The sequence below is a fragment of the Nocardia wallacei genome (assembly GCF_029869545.1).
GTDB classification, from domain to species: Bacteria; Actinomycetota; Actinomycetes; order Mycobacteriales; family Mycobacteriaceae; genus Nocardia; species Nocardia wallacei_A.
In genome coordinates this window covers 1-14,945 of record NZ_JARWQD010000388.1, presented here as the reverse complement: position 1 = coordinate 14,945, position 14,945 = coordinate 1, and the positions used below count along the sequence as shown (strand labels likewise).

Here is a 14,945-nt window from a genome sequence, read left to right as displayed (position 1 = left end):
CCTCACCGGCAGATCCCGGAGTTCTCCGCGCGTCCGCTGGGGGTGGTCATGCCGAGGATCGCCGCCATCAGCGGGTCGATGCCGGGGATCATGCTCACCTTCACGTCGCAGATGTACGCGTCGAGGTAGGCACCGTTGCCCGTGATGCGGGCCAATCCCTTCAGCAGGAACGGCAGATTGAAGCCCACGATGCCGAACTTGTCCTTGTTGTCGAGGAAGTGCTGGGCGAATCCCGGTTCGCGATCGACGAACTGGTTCAGCGCCGGGCTCGCGCCACGCACCACCTCCGCGGCCCGGCCCAGCGTGCCGGAGATCGCGTCGATCTGGCCGAACAGCTGGTCGCGCTGCTGGGCGAGGCCGTCGAAGATCCTGCGGGTCTGCTGCGTGACCGTCCGCAGGTTGCCGCTCTGCTGGGACAGATCCCCGACCACCGCGCTGAGATTGTCGATGACCTGGCCCAGGATCTGGTCCGGCCCGGCGAAAGCCTGTGCGAGCGTGGCGGTTTCGGCGATCAGGGTGGTGATCGCGCCGTCGTCGCCCTGCAGCGCCCGCACCACCGCGGCACTGATGTTGTCGACCTGCTGCGGATCGAGCACGCTGAACAGCGGCTCGAATCCGTTGAGCAGCTTGGAGATATCGAACGACGGCTCGGTGTGCTCGAGCGGGATCTGCCCGCCCGGCGCCAGTGTCTTCGAATCGCCCAGGTCCCGCAGCGACAATCCGAGGTAACGCTGCCCGATCAGGTTCTGGTAGGTCACCGATGCCACGGTGTTGCCGTACAGCTTCTGGTCCCGCTGCACCTCGAAGGTCACCTTCGCGCGGATCCCGTCGAGGTCGACGGCCTGCACCCGGCCCACCCGCACCCCGGCCATGCGCACGTCGTCGCCGGGGTGCAATCCGGACACGTCGGTGAATATCGCGGAGTACGAGTCGGTCGTCCCACTCACGCTGCGCGACAGCGTGACATACATCGTCCACGTCAGCCCGATCGACACCACCAGGAAGACGATCAGGCCGATCAGCGGCTTGCGGTAGCTCATCGCGGACCTCCCTCCGGCGCCGGGGTCAGCGTCGCGTCGTTCCCCCGCAGCAGCGGGCCGAACAGGATGTCGGCGGCGGGATTGGGCGCACCGCCGAGGATCGCGGCGATCTGCTCCTGCTCCTGGCGGCTGCCGACCGCGCCGACGTTCCCGCCGATCAGAGTCGGACTGCTGACCGGTGTCGCGTTGGGGCCGATGATGGTGGAGGTGCCGGGCGGTCCCGTCCGGCAGCTGGGCCCCTCCAGGTCGCCGTACCGTGGGCAGTCGGCTCGCGTGTACTGCCGGTGCGGCGACAGCTCCAGGATGATCTTGGCGTTGATGTTCTGATCCCGCTCGTCCCAGATCTTGATGAAGTCGTAGGACATCTGGCTCTGCGAGGTGGCCATCTGCGCGAAGTTGGGGCTGCCGTCGGCGATCACGCCGAGGACCGGGCCCATCTTGCCGGTGACCTCGGTAATGGCGCCCGTCCTGCGCTCCAGCGCGCCCGCGACGGTGTCGGAGGTACTCAGGCCACCGGTCAGCAGGGCCGTCAACTGCTCCCGGCGCTCGGCCACCGCTCGCATCGGAGTCACCGAATCATGCACCGCGGCAAGCAGGTCGGGCGCCGACGACCGCAAACCGTCCAGTGCCCGCGTGAGCGCGTCGAGCGTCGACGCCGTCCCGTCCGGCGCCATCGCCGCGTTGAGCGCCTGGGAGATCCGCGTCAGGTCGTCGCCCGCCCGGACCGCCTCCGCGCCGTGCCCGGCCGTCGCGCGCTCGACCACCGCCAGGATGCCGAGCGCGGGGTCCGAGCCGGAACGCCCTGCGGCGGCGGCGATTCGGCTCAGCGCGGTCAGCGAGGTCTGCAGCCGGACGGTCTCCTGGCTGCGGTCCTCCGGGATGCGCGCACCCGCGGCGAGCGGTGCGCCCCGGCCGTTGTAGACCAGCTGGATCGACGGCACCGCGAAGACGTTGCTCGGGACGACGCGGGCGGTGACCGTGGCCGGAATACCGTGCACGTAAGCGGGTTTCAGGTCGATGTGCACCTGATTGGGGCCACCGGCGATGGACGGGGTGACGCTGTCGACCTGACCGACCAGCACGCCCTGGTACTTCACATCCGATTTGGCGGGCAGCCCGTCGCCCACGTTGACCAGTTCGGCCGTGATCCGCACGGTCTCCCGGAACGCGCCCTGGGATCGGGCCAGCATCACGCCGCCCACGGCCGCGATGGCCAGCAGGCAGGCCAGGCCGCGCAGCAGCAGATTCCGATCGGTCAGGACCTTGCCGTCTGATTCGAACGCTATCGACATGTGCTACCCGCTGATTCTCGCGCCGGCGTCGAAGCCCCACAGCGTCATCGTCATCAGGAGGTTCACGAAGATCATCACGGTGATGGCCGCGCGCATCGCGCGCCCGGCCGCCACTCCGACGCCCTGCGGGCCGCCCGCGGCGTAGAAACCGAAGTAGCACTGGATCGTCGTGGTGAGGATGACGAAAACGATTGCCTTCGACAGGGAATAGATGATGTCGGTGCCACTGAGCACCAGCCGGAAGTAGTGCTCGTAGGTGCCCGGGGACTGCCCGCCCGAAAGCCCGACGACGATTTCCACGGCCAGATAGCTGACCGCCAGGCAGGCCAGGTACAGCGGAATCATCGCCACGATCGAGGCCAGCATCCGCGTGGTCACCAGGTACGGGATCGGGCGGATAGCGATCGCGTCGAGCGCGTCGATCTCCTCGGCGATGCGCATGGACCCCAGCTGCGCGGTGAACCGGCAACCCGCCTGCGCCGCGAAGGCGATCGAGGCCATGATCGGCGCCAGTTCGCGGGTGGCGGCGGTCGAGGCGATCATGCCGGTCGCCGGTGCCATGCCCAGCAGCTTCAGGGCGTTGAAGCCCTCGATCCCGACGATCGCCCCGGCCGCGGCGCCGAGCACCAGAATGACCTGACCGGTGCCGCCGCCGACGACCACCGAGCCGTTGCCCCAGGTCACATTCGACAGCATCTTCAGGAACTCGGCGCGATAGTGCCGCAGCACCACCGGAATTCCGCCCAGCACCCGGAGGAAGAACGTCGCCATGTACCCGAGCCGCATGATCGGAACGGCGACGTTCCGCCCGGCCGCGAGCGCGGGCCGGACCCCGGGCGGGTAGTACCGCGAGGCCATCAGAGCGTCGTCCTCGGAAACAGGATCGTGTAGAGCTCGGTGAAGCCCGCGTTCACCAGCATCAGCAGAATGATGGAGGCGACGACCGCGGCATTGACCGAATTGGCGACGCCGCCCGGCCCGCCCTTGGTGCTCAACCCCTTCTGACAGGAGACGACGGTGACGATGACGCCGAACACCACGGCCTTCACCATCGCCAGATACAGGTCGCCGACCCGGGCGAACGACGAGAACGTGGCCAGGTAGCTGCCGGGTGTGCCGTCCTGGATGTAGACGTTGTAGAGATATCCGGCCAGGAATCCGACGAAGGCGCTCAGCCCGGTCAGTCCGAGGGCGACGACCACACCGGCCGCCAGCCGCGGCACCACCAGCGCGCGCAGCGCCGAGACGCCCATGACCTCCAGCGCGTCGATCTCCTCCCGGATCTTGCGCGCGCCGAGGTCCGAGCAGATGGCCGACCCCACCGCGGCCGCCAGCAGAATGGCCGTGACCAGCGGCGCGGCCTGCCGGATCACGGCCAGGCCGCCCGCGGCACCCGCCAGCGACGTCGCCCCCACCTGCCCGGCGAGCAACCCGAACTGAATCGACATCGTGGCGCTGATCGGCAGCGCCACGGCGATGGTCGGCAGGTACGCGGTCTTGGCCATGAACACGGCCTGCTGCACGAACTCGCGGAACGGGAACCGCCCCCGGGCGATGTCGGCGAACAGGTACTGGATGGCCCGGACACCCAGCACGAACTGTCCCCCCACGGTTTCCAGGGACGCACCCGGGTGGCGGCGCAGGTACCCGCCCGCCCACTGCTTGACCTCGCGGACCGCGGACCGCTCGGCGATCGGTTCCGGGGCGACCGACGGCGCGGCCATCACGGACCCGCCTGCCCCGGCATCAACGGCGCCGACATCCCGCCTCCTCTTAGCTTTGGAAAGTTTCATTCTCATTCCGGGAGAATGATACATTCGTCACACGGGGACTGTAGCAACATTCCGACCACGGCAACACCCTCGGCACACGACGGCCGAGATGGTCGGTTGACCACCGGACAGCACTCGAAACGTCGATCGCCGATTGACTACGATCACCGTGTGTGAAAATCTTATGATCAGAATTGAGAATTTGATTCTCCTTGGAAGGAGGGCGGATGCGCGTACCCCCGCTTCCGGCCGACCAGTGGGACGACCGGACCCGTGCGGCGCTGCGGTCCCTGCTCCCCCGCGAGCGCCGGAATCCGGAGGGCGCCGGACCGGCGATGTCGGCGCTCGTGCGGCATCCGGACCTGGCCGAGGCCTTCCTGAATTTCGGTGTCCATCTGCTGTTCCGGAACAGCCTGCCGCCGCGGCTGCGGGAGCTGGTGATCCTGCGGGTGGCACACCTCAGCGGCTGCGCCTACGAGTGGGCGAGCCACCTCGCCATCGCGCCCCGGGTCGGGGTGACAGACGACGACATCGCCGGTGTGCGGCGCGGCAGTCTCCCCGACGCCTTCGAGCAGACGGTGCTCGACGCCGTACACGAACTGCGCGAGCACTCCGAACTGTCCGACCCCACGTGGGCCGCGCTCGGCGAGCGGCTCGACGAGCACCAGCGCATGGATCTGATCTTCACCGTCGGCGGCTACGGCCTGATGGCCATGGCCTTCAACACCTTCGGCGTCGGGCCGAACGACGGTGGCCACGACCCCGCGCCGACCGACCGGCGCACCGACCGAGAGCAGGTGGTCTGAATGCCCAAGGGCTACATCATCTTCACCGAAGCCATCAAGGACCCCGAGGGCATGAAGGCCTATGCCGCGGCCGCCGGGCCCGCGACCCGCGGCGTGCGGGTGGTCGCGGTGGACTCGCAACCGGAGGTCCTGGAGGGCGGCTGGCACGGCGACCAGACCGTGATCCTCGAATTCGAGTCGGTCGAGGCCGCCCGCGCCTGGTACCACTCGCCGGAGTACCAGAAGGCCGCACCGCTGCGGCAGGCGGCCGCCGACACGAATGTCGCGATCATCTCCGGCCTGGGCTGACGCGGGCAACCATGCACTGGCACAACGGATGTGAACCATGCTGACCCTCAGGGCGGCGGGGCTGCTGGACGTAGACGCCGGTGAGATCGTGCGACCCGGCATCCTGCGCATCGACGGGGAACGGATCGCCGGAGTCGGCGGCGCGGCGCGCGCCGTCAGCGACGAGACCATCGATCTCGGTGACACGGTCCTGCTGCCCGGCCTGATGGATATGGAGGTGAACCTCCTCATGGGCGGCCGGGGCGAAACGGGCCTGTCCTCCAGCGTGACCGACGACCCCGCGCTGCGCATGATGCGCGCGGTCGGCAATGCCCGCCGGACGGTGCGCGCCGGCTTCACCACCGTCCGCAACCTGGGCCTGTTCGTCAAGACCGGCGGTTATCTGCTGGACGTGGCGCTGGGCAAGGCGATCGACGCGGGCTGGATCGAGGGCCCGCGCATCGTCCCGGCGGGTCATGCCATCACCCCCACCGGCGGTCATCTGGACCCCACGATGTTCTCGGCCTTCGCCCCCGACGTGCTGAAGCTGACCCTCGAGGAGGGCATCGCCAACGGCGTCGACGAGGTGCGCAAGGCGGTGCGCTACCAGATCAAGCACGGCGCCCAGCTGATCAAGATCTGCGTCTCCGGCGGCGTCATGTCGCTGACCGGAGCGCCTGGGGCGCAACACTATTCGGACGAGGAGCTGCGCGCCATCGTCGACGAGGCGCATCGGCGCGGGCTGAAGGTCGCCGCGCACACGCACGGTGCGGACGCGGTGAAGCATGCCGTCGCGGCGGGCATCGACTGCATCGAACACGGCTTCCTGATCGACGACGAGACGATAAAACTGATGGTCGAGGCGAATACCTGGCTGGTGCCGACCACCCGGCTGGCCGACGCCATGGATATGTCCAAGGCCGACCCCGCCCTGCAGGCCAAGGCGGCGGAGATGTTCCCGAAGGCACGCGCCTCGGTGCGCGCGGCCTACGAGGCGGGCGTGCGCATCGCGGTCGGCACCGATGCCCCGGCAATTCCCCACGGCCGCAACGCCGATGAGCTGGTGGCGCTCGTCGAACGCGGGCTCGAACCGGCGGATGTGCTGCGGGCGGCGACGGTGCGCGCGGCCGAGCTGATCGACGCGTCCGACCGCGGCCGCCTGGCGGAGGGACTGCTCGCCGACGTGATCGCGGTGCCCGGAGATCCCCTGCGGGACATCGCCGTCACCCAGGACGTGCGATTCGTGATGAAAGGCGGCCGCATCGTGAAGAACGAAACAGCGTGAAAGGCGGACCGGTCCATGTCGACCAGCGATGACCTGCTCGAGCTGCAGCAGCTGCTCGCCCGCTACGCGGTGACCATCACCAAGGGCGATATCGACGGCCTGCTCGCGGTGTTCACCCCCGACGGCACCTACAGCGCCTTCGGCGACACCTACACCCTGGACCTGTTCCCGGACCTGGTCGCGGCCGCGCCGAAGGGCCTGTTCCTCACCGGCACACCGGTTCTCGACCTCGACGGCGACAGCGCCACCGGCACCCAGCCGCTGTGCTTCATCGACCACAGCACCCACGACATGCGGATCGGCTACTACACCGACACCTACACCCGCACGGCGGACGGCTGGCGCATCCGGACCCGGCGCATGACCTTCATCCGCCGCAACGGCGACCACGATTCGGGCATTCCCCACGCCTTCGAGCGGACCCGGGGCTGACCGATGCACGCACAGTTCTGTTCGCACGACAACGGAGGACGCCGATGACGAAGGTACTCGCGGCTGACGTCTCGACCTGGCCCGCGGAGGACCCGCAGCTGATCGGCAGCCGATGCGCCGCCTGCGGCGCGACCACCTGGCCGCGGCAGCCGCGCTGTCCGCGGTGCAGCGGTCCGGATATGTCCGAGCTGCTGCTACCCCGGCGCGGCACGCTGATCGCCTGGACCACACAGGGTTTCGTCCCGAAGCTGCCCTACGCGGGGAAGGAGACCGCCGAGGACTTCCGGCCCTTCGGCATCGGCCTCGTGCAACTCGGCGACGACGTGCGCGTGGAAACCCGGCTGACCGAGTCGGACCCGGCGGCGCTGCGCACCGGCATGGAGGTCGAGCTCACCTTCGTCCCGCTCTACGTCGACGAATCCGGGGACGAGGTCCTGACATGCGCCTTCACGCCGGTATGAGACCGGCGCTGCGGGACGAAGGAGATTTCAGATGAACGACGTTGCCATCATCGGCGTGGGCCTGCACCCGTTCGGCCGGTTTCCCAAGACGGCCATCGAAATGGGCGCCGAGGCAATACAACTCGCGCTCGCCGATGCCGGAGTGCGGTGGCAGGACATCCAGTTCGGATTCGGCGGCAGCTACGAGGTGAGCAATCCCGACGCCGTCACCCGGCTGGTGGGGCTGACCGGGATCCCGTTCACCAACGTGTTCAACGCCTGTGCGACGGCGGCCAGCTCGATCGAACAGACCGCGGAGGCCATCCGGTCGGGCCGCTACGACATGGGCATCGCCGTCGGCATGGACAAACATCCCCGGGGCGCGTTCACCGACGATCCGGCCAAGCTCGGCCTGCCCGCCTGGTACGCGGAGAACGGGCAGTTCGTGACCACGAAGTTCTTCGGGATCAAGGCGAATCGCTATATCCAGCGGCACGGCATCTCCCAGCGCACGCTCGCCAAGGTGGCCGCCAAGAACTTCCGCAACGGCGCGCTCAACCCGAACGCCTTCCGGCGCAAGCCGATTCCCGAGGACGAGATCCTCGCCTCGGCGGTGCTGAACTACCCGCTGACCCAGTACATGTTCTGCGCGCCCGACGAGGGCGCCGCCGCCGTGATCATGTGCCGCGGCGATCTCGCCGCCCGCTACACCAGCACGCCGGTGTACCTGCGCGCCACCGCGATTCGCACGCGCCGCTACGGCGCCTACGAGGTGCACAGCACGTGGGCGGCGATCGACGAGGACCACTCGCCCACGGTGTACGCCTCCCGCGCCGCGTACGAGGCCGCCGGGATCGGGCCCGAGGACGTGGACGTGGCCCAGCTGCAGGACACCGATGCGGGCTCGGAGGTGATCCACATGGCCGAGAACGGCTTCTGCGCCGACGGCGACCAGGAGAAGCTGCTCGCCGAGGGAGCCACCGAGATCGGTGGCCGGATTCCGGTGAACACCGACGGCGGCCTGATCGCCAACGGCGAACCGATCGGCGCCTCCGGCATCCGGCAGGTGTACGAGCTCGTGCTGCAGCTGCGCGGGCTCGCGGGCGAGCGGCAGGTCCCCGGCGCACCCCGGGTGGGCTATGCCCAGGTATATGGCGCGCCGGGGACCGCGGCGGCCTCCGTGCTCAGCCTCTGATCCCCGCGGCGTAGAATTAGATTCTCTCCAGTTCGCAGTGCTATCCCACACAATGTGGTGGACACGCGACCCAGAGGCGAATTGCTATGCCATTCTCCGGTACAGTGCATTCATGTTCTCTTCACTGGACCGGGAACCGAGGCGACCGTGACCCTGCCGAGCGAAGAACCCGCCTGGAAGCAGCGCGCCGTCGAGCGCTCGCTGCGGACCGCGAAGCGGCGCGCCGAGCAACGCGTGCAGAAATTCCTCGACGCCGCCCAGGCCATCATCACCGAGAAGGGCACGACCGACTTCACCGTGCAGGAGGTCGTGGACCGCTCGCGGCAGTCGCTGCGCAGCTTCTACCTGCAGTTCGACGGTAAGCACGAGCTGCTGCTGGCGCTGTTCGAGGATGCCCTGAGCCGCACCGCCGACCAGTTGCGCGCCGCGGCCGAGGGCAAGAAGAAGCCCCTCGACAAGCTGCAGGTGACCGTCGAGCTGCTGTTCGAGCTGTGCCGGCCCGACCCCTCCGCGCAGCGCCCGCTGTTCACCGATTTCGCCCCGCAGCTGCTGGTTTCGCATCCGGCGCAGGTCAAGGTCGCGCACGCGCCGCTGCTGGCGCTGTTCACCGAGCTGATGGAACAGGCCGCGCAGGCCGGTGAGGTGCGCACCGGACTCGATCCGCACCGGACGGCCGCCATGGTGATGCAGACGGTGATGTTCACCGCCCAATCCTCCGGCGGCTCCGATGAACAGACCCAGCATCCGCTGACCGCCACCGAGGTCTGGAACTTCTGCGCGCACGGCTTCGCGAAAAGGTGAGAATACCGTTCTCCTTGTAGGAGAAGTTGGAATACACTCCGTTCATGGAACGGAGATCGCCGTCGCGGCCGTATCGGGTAGTGCAGTGGGCGACAGGGAATATCGGCGCCCGCGCCCTGCGCGGTGTCCTCGAACACCCCGGCATGGAGCTGGCCGGGCTGTACGTCCACGACCGGGACAAGGCCGGGCGCGATGCCGGTGAGCTGTGCGGCACGGGTCCCTGTGGCGTGCGTGCCACCCGCGATGTCGGCGAGATCGTCGACCTCGACGCGGACTGCGTGCTCTACATGCCGCGGGTGTTCGATCCGGAGGTCGTGATCCGGCTGCTCACCGCGGGGGCCAATGTGGTCACCACGTGCGGGCACTTCCACCACCCACCGAGCATGGATCCGCAGCTGCGCGAGCGGATCGAATTCGCCTGCGTGCTCGGTGGCGCCTCGATCCACAGCACCGGCAGCAGTCCGGGCTTCATCACCGAGGCGGTGCCACTGGTCCTGTCGTCGATCCAGCGGCGCCTCGACCGCCTCGTCATCGACGAGTACGCCGATCTCTCCCGGCGCGATTCGCCCGGAATACTGTTCGACATCATGGGTTTCGGGCGGCCACCGGCGGAGTTCGACCAGCGCCGCGCCGACCACGTGGGCGCGAGCTTCGGACCGTCGCTGCGTCAGCTCGCGGGCGCGCTCGGTCTGGGCATCGACGCGGTCACCGCCACCGGCGAGGTCGCGACGGCCCGCGCGAAGACCACCATCGCCGCCGGGGTCATCCCCGCCGGAACCGTTGCCGCGCAGCGGATCACGGTCACCGCAGCGTCCGGCGGCCGCCCCGCGCCGGGCGTGCGGGGCCCCAGGGGCAGCGCCACCCCCAACGCCCCCGGCCGGCCCGCTTCCGTGCCACCTGGTACTGCACCACCGACATCGCCGCGGACTGGGACCTGCGCGATACCGGGTGGCGGCTCGAGGTGGCGGGCGACGCCCCGCTGAACATCGACATCCGCTTCGCGGTCCCGTTGTCGCACATGGCCGAATCCTCCCCCGCCTATACCGCCAATCGCGCCGTCAACGCGGTCCCGGCCGTGTGCGCGGCCGCCCCCGGAATCCGGACCACGACCGACCTCCCGCACCTCATCCCGATCCTGAGCTGACATCCGCGCGCCCGTGACGCTCGGCCAGTATGCGGCGCAACACCTTTCCCGACGGCAGGCGCGGGATCTCGGGCACGAACACCACGCGGCGCGGCCGCTTGTACGCCGCCAGCCGCGCGTCGACGTGTGCGATGAGTTCGTCCGCCGAGACCGGATCGGCGGTCGCGACGGCGGCGACGATCGCCTCGCCGTCGGCCGGGTCCGCGATCCCGAACACCGCGCAGTCCGCGACGGCCGGATGCGCGTGCAGCACGGCCTCGACCTCGGCGGGCGCCACCTGGAATCCCCGCACCTTGATCATCTCCTTGGCCCGGTCGGTGAGCCGGATCCAGCCGCCGGGATCGATGGCGCCGATATCGCCGGTCCGGTACCAGCCGTCGTCGAAGGCCTCCGCGGTCGCCTCCGCCGGGAGATACCCGGCCATCAGCGACTCCGAACGCGCCTGAATCTCCCCGATCTCGCCGGGCCCGACCGGCCTTCCCGTATCCGTCGACACCACCCGCAGGGTCACGCCGGGCGCCGCCCGACCGGCGCTGTCGAGCCGGGGCGCGTCGAGCGGGTTGCAGGCGATGACGGGAAGCTCGGTGGCGCCGTAGGCGGGCAGCCACCCGACTCCCGTACGGCGGGTGACGGTTTCGGCAATGCTCGCGGTCACCGGGGTCGCGCCCCACATGATGTAGCGCAGCGACGACAGGTCGTAGCGCTCGAGCTCCGGATGCGAGGCGAGCGCCAGCGCGATCGGCGCCACCGCCATCTCGACGGTGATCCGGTCGCGCTCGATGCACCCCAGCATGCGCTCGAGGTCGAACCGGCGGTGCAGCCGCATCCAGGCGCCCGCGTCCAGCACGGTGACGATATTGAGCAGGCCCAGGATGTGCGACGGCGGCGTGACGACCTGCAACCGGTCGTAGGAGGTCAGCTCCAGCACCTGCCGCCACTGCCGCACGGCGGTGCCGATCGAGGCGTGGGTGTGCCGCACCGCCTTCGGCAAACCGGTTGTGCCCGAACTGAATACGAGCACGGCATCCGATTCCGGCGGCGGCTGCGGGGGCTCCCCATCCGCCGGGACGATCGGCTCGTCCAGGTGCCGCATCGGCAGCAGCTCGGCCAGCACCGGATGGTCGCCGACGCCGAGGACCGGCCGGGTGAGGCGCAGCGCGTGCTCGGCCTCGGTGCGCTTCCACGCCGGGCTGAGCAGGACGGCCGCGGCGCCCAGCCGCCAGATCGCCAGCACGGCGACAACGAATTCCGGGCGGTTCGACGACATCAGCGCCACCCGGTCGCCCGCCCGCACACCGCGCCCGCCGAGTTCCACGGCCAGCCCGGCGGCGAGCCGATCGAGCCGCCGGAAGGTGTATTCGTCGTCTTCGAAGACGAGGACCACGGGCTCCGTCCGCACTGTCATGGCACCACCTCGATCCGAGAGAGGAGAATTTCATTCTCCCCCATGCAGAATACATATTCCGCCGGTGGTGCCACAGGCGATCGCGGCGGGCCCGCCGTCCGGTCAGCGCGCGTCCGTGACGCCGCGCGCCGCCAGGAAATAGTCGACGATCCGGGCGCAATAGGCCCGCGGCGCCTGCCCGATTCCGGTGAGCCGCACGAAGACGATCGGACCGATGAGCTGCGCCAGCACCGCGGCCAGCTCACGGTCGCCGAGCAGGGCGCGCGCCTCGGCATCGGCGAACAGCTCGTCGAACGGCCGCCGGTAATGCTCGATCAGCCGTCGGCGCAGCGAGCCCGCCTCCGCGCCGTCCTCGGCGCCCTCCCCCGTCGCCAGCCACGCCAGTGTCGCCAGATGCAGGGGCGCGTCGTTGATCACGTCGGCCTGCCTGCCGAGCAGCTCCACGAGACGATCCCGCAGCGTTCCGGCGGTCGGCGCCTGCACCACCGGCGGCAGCAGATGCTCGAGCGTCGCGGCGCGCAGCTGCACGACATTGTCGAAATGCCGGTACAGCGTCGTGCGGGCGACACCGGACATCCGCGTCACCGAGTCCACGGTGATCGCCTCCAGCCCACCGGATCTCAGCAGTTCGGCGGCGGCGTCCAGCAACCGCGCGCGGGAGCGGATCCGGCGCGGATCGATGTCGTCGCGGCGCGGGCCCCGGGTGGCACTGGTCGCGGTCATGTACGCAGGATTCCTCCTCGACGGCGCTATTGCCAAGAAACGCACTTATGCTACTTCTTGTAGCGTAGCGATACTATGTGTTTCGTTTCTTGGGAGATGCGATGACCACGACCGTGACAGGACTGTCGGCCCGGCTGCGGTGGGTGGTGCTGCTGTCGTGCATGGCGGTCGCACTGGTCGTGGCGTCGATGGCGGCGCTCTACACCGCGCTGCCGGGCATCGCCTCCGACACCGGCGCCACCCAGTCGCAGCTGACCTGGGTCATCGACGGGTACACCCTCGCGCTGGCCTGCCTGGTCCTGCCCGCCGGAGCCCTCGGCGACCGGTACGGGAGGCGGCTGATGCTGATCGCGGGCCTGGCCGTCTTCGCCGTCGCCTCCGCGGTGCCGCTGGTGGCGGACGGACCGGTCTGGCTCATCGCGGCCCGGACCGCGGGCGGGGCCGGGGCCGCGCTGGTGATGCCCTCCACGCTGTCGATCCTGACCGCCGGGCTGCCCCCGGAACGGCGCAGCGTCGCCATCGGGATCTGGGCCGGGACCGTCGGCGGCGGCGCCGTCCTCGGGATCCTCGGCTCGGGTCTGCTGATGGCGCGCTGGTCGTGGCTGTCGATCATGATCGCGATGACCGTGAGCGGCGCCGTGCTGGCGATTGCCGCGTGCACCCTGCCCGAGTCGGCGGACGCATCGCGGCCACCGTTCGATCCCTGGGGCGCGCTGTCGGGGGCCGCCGCGATCGGCCTGGTCACCGTCGCGGCGCTGGAGGCACCGCAGCGCGGATGGACCGACCCGGCCGTCCTCACCATGGCGCTCGCCGGTGCGGGGGCCGTCGCGGTGTTCGTCGTGGTCGAGCGGCGGGCGGACCATCCGCTGCTGGATGTGCGGCTGTTCGCCGGGCGGGGGTTCAGCACCGGGACGATCTCGGTGGCCGTCCAGTTCCTCGTCTCGTTCGGCCTGTTCATGCTGATCGTGCAGTTCTTCCAGCTCATCCTCGGATATCGGCCGCTGATGTCGGCGCTGGCGATGGCGCCGATGATCGTCCCGATGATCGCGCTGTCGGTGGTGACGCCCCGGCTCGCCGAGCGGTGCGGGCTGCGCCTGGTGACCGCCACCGGCATCGCGACCGTCGGCGTCGGCCTGTTGTCGCTGACCCATCTGACGGCCGCCAGCACCTTCGTGGACGTACTGTGGCCGCTGTTGATCATGAGCGTCGGACTCGGCCTCTCGGCGGCACCGGCGACCGCCGCCATCGTCGAGGACGTGCCCGCCGACAAACACGGGGTCGCCGCCGCGGTGAACGACGCGGCGCGCGAAGTGGGCGCGGCCGTCGGAATCGCCCTCGCCGGAAGCATTCTCGCCGCCGGATACAGCCACCGCATCGCCGCGGCGCTGCCCCTGCTGCCCGAACCGATCCGCGGGCCCGTCTCGAGTTCACTCGCGGGCGCGCTGCAGGTCACCGATCACCTGGGACCCCAGGCCCGGCCCCTCGCCGACTTCGCCGAGGCGGCCTTCGTCCACGGCCTGCGGCAGGCATCCCTCGTGCTCGGCATCTTCACGCTGGTGGTCGCGCTGCTGCTCGCCCTCTGGGCGCCGGGACGCCGAGCCGCCTGAATCCGGCTCAGCGCGCCCTGCGGGCCGCGATCTCGGCCTCCGCCAGCGGCGTGATGAGTCGGGCGGTCATCATCAGGATCTCCCGCTGGTCCTGGCTGTCGTCCTCGAGCAGGGCGGTGCGCATCACGGCGGCGTAGCAGGTGTTGACGAGCACGAAGGTCATCACGTCATATTCGTGGTCGTCGCCCGGGCCCAGCATCTGGATCACCAGCATCTTCACCATCAACCGGATCCGCAGTTCCAGCTCCGGAAGTCCGCTGTCGTAGAACGGCACCCCCTCCACCAGCGCGCGGACCAGCGGCGCCTCGGCCGCGAGCTCCTCGGTCGTCACCTCGAGAATGGAGGTGACGAGTTCGCGCACCGAGCTGCGCGGCGGTCCGGCCATGGCCGCCATCACCCGGCGCTCCTGATTGTCCAGTAGCCGCCGCAGCAGCTCGTCGACGATGACCGACCGATCGGAGAAGTACCGGTACACCGTGCCGACACTCACCCCGGCCTCCGCCGCGATGCGGTTCGTCGAGGTGTTGGCCACGCCCCGCTCGCCGAACACCCGGGCGGCCGTGTTGAGTATGTGCTCACGGGGCTCCCTGCTACGGTCCAGCGCCCGCGCCCACATCACCGACATCGACCCCACCGCCCTGCAGGAATGCCTCGCCACCGGAATCGTGCCCGTGGTCACCGGATTCCAGGGAGTCGCCGCCGACACCGACGAGATCACCACCCTCGACCGCGGCGG

17 protein-coding genes and 1 pseudogene are annotated in these 14,945 nt (G+C 69.6%); 11 read left to right on the top strand and 7 right to left on the bottom strand.

The features are described from left to right. Positions 1 to 2: 2 nt before the first annotated feature. The 4 genes from QH290_RS36680 to QH290_RS36665 are packed head-to-tail and all read right to left on the bottom strand — an operon-like array spanning position 3 to position 4,056. On the bottom strand, positions 3 to 1,040 hold the full coding sequence (locus QH290_RS36680) for an MCE family protein (RefSeq protein ID WP_280262058.1): 1,038 nt from the start codon (positions 1,038 to 1,040) through the stop codon (positions 3 to 5). Then, a complete protein-coding gene (locus tag QH290_RS36675; RefSeq protein WP_280262056.1) occupies positions 1,037 to 2,332 on the bottom strand; it encodes an MlaD family protein in 1,296 nt (431 codons plus the stop codon). The genes QH290_RS36680 and QH290_RS36675 overlap by 4 nt, the downstream gene beginning before the upstream one ends. Before the next feature lie 3 nt (positions 2,333 to 2,335). Next, positions 2,336 to 3,190, bottom strand: a complete 855-nt coding sequence (locus QH290_RS36670) for an ABC transporter permease (protein WP_280262054.1) — start codon at positions 3,188 to 3,190, stop codon at positions 2,336 to 2,338. Next, the gene (locus QH290_RS36665; protein WP_280387993.1) at positions 3,190 to 4,056 is read right to left on the bottom strand and encodes an MlaE family ABC transporter permease; all 867 of its coding nucleotides are present in this window, start codon (positions 4,054 to 4,056) and stop codon (positions 3,190 to 3,192) included. The genes QH290_RS36670 and QH290_RS36665 overlap by 1 nt, the downstream gene beginning before the upstream one ends. Positions 4,057 to 4,331: 275 nt before the next feature. Between QH290_RS36665 and QH290_RS36660 the strand changes: the two genes are divergently transcribed. The 9 genes from QH290_RS36660 (at position 4,332) to QH290_RS36620 (ending at position 10,474) form a co-directional block, all read left to right on the top strand. After that, complete coding sequence (locus QH290_RS36660) at positions 4,332 to 4,910, top strand: carboxymuconolactone decarboxylase family protein (RefSeq protein WP_280387991.1); 579 nt, start codon at positions 4,332 to 4,334, stop codon at positions 4,908 to 4,910. Further along, positions 4,911 to 5,198 carry a DUF1330 domain-containing protein gene (locus tag QH290_RS36655; protein WP_280264371.1) on the top strand — a complete coding sequence of 96 codons (288 nt, stop codon included), beginning with the start codon at positions 4,911 to 4,913 and terminating at the stop codon, positions 5,196 to 5,198. Between the two features lie 37 nt (positions 5,199 to 5,235). Further along, complete coding sequence (locus QH290_RS36650) at positions 5,236 to 6,462, top strand: metal-dependent hydrolase family protein (RefSeq protein WP_280387989.1); 1,227 nt, start codon at positions 5,236 to 5,238, stop codon at positions 6,460 to 6,462. 15 nt (positions 6,463 to 6,477) lie between these two features. Next, positions 6,478 to 6,894 carry a nuclear transport factor 2 family protein gene (locus QH290_RS36645; protein ID WP_280264366.1) on the top strand — a complete coding sequence of 139 codons (417 nt, stop codon included), beginning with the start codon at positions 6,478 to 6,480 and terminating at the stop codon, positions 6,892 to 6,894. A gap of 44 nt (positions 6,895 to 6,938) precedes the next feature. Further along, a complete protein-coding gene (locus QH290_RS36640; protein WP_280387987.1) occupies positions 6,939 to 7,355 on the top strand; it encodes a Zn-ribbon domain-containing OB-fold protein in 417 nt (138 codons plus the stop codon). Between the two features lie 31 nt (positions 7,356 to 7,386). After that, positions 7,387 to 8,529 carry a thiolase family protein gene (locus tag QH290_RS36635; protein ID WP_280264362.1) on the top strand — a complete coding sequence of 381 codons (1,143 nt, stop codon included), beginning with the start codon at positions 7,387 to 7,389 and terminating at the stop codon, positions 8,527 to 8,529. Positions 8,530 to 8,676: 147 nt separating this feature from the next. Continuing rightward, complete coding sequence (locus tag QH290_RS36630) at positions 8,677 to 9,330, top strand: TetR/AcrR family transcriptional regulator (protein ID WP_280387985.1); 654 nt, start codon at positions 8,677 to 8,679, stop codon at positions 9,328 to 9,330. Between the two features lie 44 nt (positions 9,331 to 9,374). Beyond that, positions 9,375 to 10,313, top strand: coding sequence for an NAD(P)H-dependent amine dehydrogenase family protein (locus QH290_RS36625; protein ID WP_280387983.1), 939 nt, complete (start codon positions 9,375 to 9,377; stop codon positions 10,311 to 10,313). Further along, positions 10,292 to 10,474 (top strand): hypothetical protein, encoded by a 183-nt coding sequence (locus tag QH290_RS36620; protein ID WP_280387982.1) that lies wholly within the window; start codon positions 10,292 to 10,294, stop codon positions 10,472 to 10,474. Before QH290_RS36625 ends, QH290_RS36620 begins: the two co-directional genes overlap by 22 nt. Here QH290_RS36620 and QH290_RS36615 read toward each other — a convergent pair. Continuing rightward, positions 10,455 to 11,879 (bottom strand): class I adenylate-forming enzyme family protein, encoded by a 1,425-nt coding sequence (locus tag QH290_RS36615; RefSeq protein WP_280387980.1) that lies wholly within the window; start codon positions 11,877 to 11,879, stop codon positions 10,455 to 10,457. The genes QH290_RS36620 and QH290_RS36615 overlap by 20 nt on opposite strands. Before the next feature lie 102 nt (positions 11,880 to 11,981). After that, positions 11,982 to 12,602 carry a TetR/AcrR family transcriptional regulator gene (locus QH290_RS36610; protein ID WP_280387978.1) on the bottom strand — a complete coding sequence of 207 codons (621 nt, stop codon included), beginning with the start codon at positions 12,600 to 12,602 and terminating at the stop codon, positions 11,982 to 11,984. A 101-nt stretch (positions 12,603 to 12,703) separates the two neighbouring features. On the opposite strand from QH290_RS36610, the gene QH290_RS36605 reads away from it, so the two are divergent. After that, positions 12,704 to 14,209 (top strand): MFS transporter, encoded by a 1,506-nt coding sequence (locus QH290_RS36605; RefSeq protein ID WP_280387976.1) that lies wholly within the window; start codon positions 12,704 to 12,706, stop codon positions 14,207 to 14,209. 7 nt (positions 14,210 to 14,216) lie between these two features. Here QH290_RS36605 and QH290_RS36600 read toward each other — a convergent pair whose 3' ends face one another. Then, complete coding sequence (locus QH290_RS36600) at positions 14,217 to 14,741, bottom strand: TetR/AcrR family transcriptional regulator (protein ID WP_280388026.1); 525 nt, start codon at positions 14,739 to 14,741, stop codon at positions 14,217 to 14,219. On the opposite strand from QH290_RS36600, the pseudogene QH290_RS36595 reads away from it, so the two are divergent. After that, positions 14,686 to 14,945 (top strand): annotated as a pseudogene (locus QH290_RS36595) (hypothetical protein); the annotation flags it as partial. The gene QH290_RS36600 and the pseudogene QH290_RS36595 overlap by 56 nt on opposite strands.